We start from the raw sequence: 3,627 nt of genomic DNA, 5'->3' as shown, positions 1-3,627 counted from the left end.
CGACCACGTCGGAATGGCCGTTGATGTATTTGGTGGTCGAATGGATGACGATGTCCGCGCCCAGTTCGATGGGGCGTTGCAGCACCGGCGACAGGAAGGTGTTGTCGGCCGCGACCAGGGCGCCGGCCGCCTTGGCCCGACGCGCCACCTCGGCGATGTCGGTGACGCGCAGCAGGGGGTTGGACGGCGTCTCGATCAAGACCATGGCCGCGCCCTGGGCCAGGGCGGCGTCCAGGGCGGGAAGATCGGTCTGATCGACGAACACCAGTTCAAAACGGCCCTGACGCGCGCGCGCGTTCAACAGGCGACAGGTGCCGCCGTAACAGTCGTGCGGCGCGATCAGCCGTTCGCCGGGCTTGATCAGGTTCAGCGGCAGGTCCACCGCCGCCATGCCGGTGGCCGTGACCACGGCGCCCGCGCCGCCTTCCAGCGCGGCCAGGGCCTCGCCCAGCACGTCGCGCGTGGGGTTGCCCGAACGGGTGTAGTCATAGGGCCGCTTCTTGTCGAAGCCGTCGAAGGCGTAGTTGGACGACAGATAAAGCGGCGGCATCACGGCGCGGTGGGTCGGGTCGGCGTCCACGCCCGCGCGGGCCAGCAGGGTGTCGATCCGGGTCGAGGCGCGGCTCATTGGTCCACCTCCTTCAGCGCCTGGCGCAGGACCTGGCCGATCAGCGCCTCCTCCTTCAGGAAGGCGTCGTGGCCGTACAGCGACGGCGCTTCGACGAACCGCCACAGGACCGGCAGCCGCGCCGCCAGTTCGCGCAGGTCGTCGATGGGGGCCAGCCGGTCGGTGGTGAAGCCGACCAGGGTCACGGGCGTCTTGATCGCCTCGGGCGTGACCTGATGGCGGTCGATGGAGTCCGACAGGCTGATCCACCGCTCGGCCGTCATCCGGCCGCGATAGGACCGGCCCTGCGCCGTCAGATAATCGCACACCGGATAGGTACCGCCCGCCGTGGTCGGGGCCTCGGTGGGGAAGCGTTCGGCGAACTCTTCGCCGGTGCGATAGGTGGTCATGGCCAGTTCGCGGGCCAGGGCCACGCCGTCCTCGGCGCGCCCGGCCTCGGCCGCCAGCTTCAGGATGCGCCGCTGCACGCCGCGCCAGGCGGTGCCGATCGGATGCGCCCGATGCGCCGCCGAGATCACGACCAGGCTGTCGATCCGCTCGGGGAAGATCTCGGCGAAGGCCAGGCCGACCATGCCGCCGTAGGAGGCGCCGACGAAGGCGGCGACCGTCTCGATCCCGACCTCGTCCAACAGCAGGGCCAACAGACGGGCCTGATCGCGGGTGGTGATGGTCACCGAGGTCCGTCCGCCGGCGTCCGGCGCATAGTCGAAGCTCAGCACCTGGAAACGGTTCAGATCGACCGGGCCGCGCACGCCGACGGCGCCCGACCACCAGCCGCGCCCGCCGTTCTCGGTCTTGTGCACGAAGCGGTCGGCCGAAATCCCGCCCGCGACCACCACCACCGGCGCGCCCACGGTCCCGTGCAGCCGCCCGACGAGCCGCCGTTGGCCCAACCGCTCTCCGGATTCCAGATGGAAGTCGGCGGGGATGTCGGCGGTCACGTCACGGCCGCCGCGCATGACGGCGGACGACCGAACTTCACGACGCGCGGGGCGACAGAAGGGGTCTTCGGGGCGGGAGAGTTCCAACAGGCTCATCGGTCGTTCGCATCCTCGGCTCCTCAAGCCTCCTGGACGCGGTGACAGACCGTGGAGCATCGCCTAGCCGACGCTCCACTCATCTCTCGCGGATCGCCGAAGCGACCCCCGCAGGAGTTGGCACCGTTTCGGGCGGAACCCGATGGTTGCCCCGGCGTCAAAGGGCCTATCCCTCAGCCGGTCTTGATGAGTGTCCTTACGGTGCGGATGCGAAGCTCGCCGGTCAAGGGGAAAATTATTGCGCGATGTCGGCGGGTTTCGCCTGTCAGGGCCGACTGTTGCGTGTTTGCACTGGCTGGTCGCAATTTTCGTGCGGGCCGCTTGACGCGGCGCGGCAGGCGGGTTCACTCTGGCCTTGAGTTTAAACGAGGCTCTCGTGATCCAGCAGATCGCCATCACCGTCCTGGCCGCCGTCGCTTTCGCGACCAGCGTCGCCATGACCATGACCTCGATGACCACCACCACCATGCCCTCGCGGGCGGGGAAAGGTTAGCGCGGTCGCACCGGCCAGAACGCAGAACCCGAACCCCGTCCGGCCCCGCCAGGCGGGGTTTTCCTATTCCTCCCCACTCGATCTTTGCCGAAACGGACCTCCGTCATGCCCTCCCAAGCCGCCCTGGCCCTCGTAGCCGACGCTCCCGCCGCCAGCCTTGAGGCCGAAGCGCCGATCGTGGTGCTGAAATTCGGGTCCTCGATCTTGCGCAGCCCCGCCGATGCGCCCGCCGTGGCCTCGGCCGTCTATGCCCATGTGCGGGCCGGGCGGCGGGTGGTGGCGGTGGTCTCGGCCTTCGGCGGCCAGACCGACCGGCTGCTGGCCGATGCGCGGGGCCTGGGCCTGGCGCATGAGAACGACCTGTTGCCCGGCTATGTGGCCCTGGGCGAGGAAAAGGCGGCGGCCCTGGTCGCCATCGCCTGCGACCGCATCGGTCTGGACGCCGCCGCCCTGTCGGTACGTGAACTGGGCGTGGTGGCGGAAGGCCCGGCCGAGCACGCCCGGCCCTCGGCCCTGCGCGGCGAGGCGCTGAAGGCTGCGCTGGATCGCCATCAGGCGGTGATCGTGCCGGGGTTCGGCGCGGTGCGGCCGGACGGGCGGCTGGCCCTGCTGGGGCGCGGCGGTTCGGACCTGACGGCGGTCTTTCTGGCGGCCGAGCTGGGGCTGGACAAGGTGCGGTTGGTCAAGGACGTCGACGGTCTCTACGACCACGATCCCAAGGCGCCGGGCGCCCCGGCCCAGCGTTATCGCCGCATCGACTGGGAAGGCGCGCGTCGGCTGGGCGGACAACTGGTTCAGCGCGACGCCATCGACCTGGGTCAGGATCGGGCGGTGGAGATCGAGGTCGCGGCCCTGGACCGCGCCGAGGGCACGGTGATCGGCGCCCGCTCGGCCCCGCCGGGACCGGCCCCCGTCCACGCCCCGATCCGCGTCGCCGTGGCCGGCTGCGGCGTCGTCGGCGGCGGGGCGATCAGCCGCCTGCTGGACGATCCGCGCTTCCAGGTGGTCGGCGTGCTGGTGCGTGATCCGAACAAGGCGCGCGATATCGACTGTCCCGCGGATCTGTTCGTCGCTGACCCGGCGGACCTGTTGGCGAAAAAGCCCGACGTGGTGCTGGAGGCCCTGTCCGACGGGGCGGCCGGGCACGCCCTGATCCGCGCGGCGCTTCAAGCCGGCTGCGATGTCGCCAGCGCCAATAAACAGGCCGTGGCCGCCGATCCCGCCGGACTGCTGTCGCTGGCCGAGGAACGTGGGCTGCGCCTGTTCTGGTCGGCCTCGGTCGGGGGCGGGTCGCCGATGATCGAGACGGTGCGCGCCGCCCGCGCCGCCGGGCCGATCGCGTCGTTCGAGGCGGTGCTGAACGGCACCTGCAACTTCATGCTGGAACGGTTGGGCCAGGGCGCGGCCTTTGACGAGGCCCTGGCCGACGCCCGCGCCGCCGGTTTCGCCGAAGAGGACCCGTCGTCGGA

General features: G+C 70.7%; 3 protein-coding genes and 1 riboswitch. Of the genes, 1 reads left to right on the top strand and 2 read right to left on the bottom strand.

Annotated elements, in window-relative coordinates; genetic code table 11:
* Positions 1-628: PLP-dependent transferase (locus tag V7D63_RS13315; RefSeq protein WP_333592760.1), on the bottom strand; the 628-nt coding region annotated here is incomplete at its 3' end.
* Positions 625-1,569, bottom strand: coding sequence for a homoserine O-succinyltransferase MetX (gene metX / locus V7D63_RS13310; RefSeq protein WP_333592759.1), 945 nt, complete (start codon positions 1,567-1,569; stop codon positions 625-627). The genes metX and V7D63_RS13315, both read right to left, overlap by 4 nt.
* A 172-nt stretch (positions 1,570-1,741) precedes the next feature.
* Positions 1,742-1,858, bottom strand: a riboswitch (SAM riboswitch).
* Positions 1,859-2,263: 405 nt separating this feature from the next.
* Here metX and V7D63_RS13305 point away from each other — a divergent pair.
* The coding region (locus V7D63_RS13305; RefSeq protein ID WP_333592758.1) for an amino acid kinase family protein at positions 2,264-3,627 on the top strand (1,364 nt) is incomplete at its 3' end.

Source organism: Brevundimonas sp., assembly GCF_036732845.1.
In the GTDB taxonomy this organism is placed as follows: Bacteria; Pseudomonadota; Alphaproteobacteria; order Caulobacterales; family Caulobacteraceae; genus Brevundimonas.
This window is presented reverse-complemented; position numbering and strand designations above follow the sequence as displayed.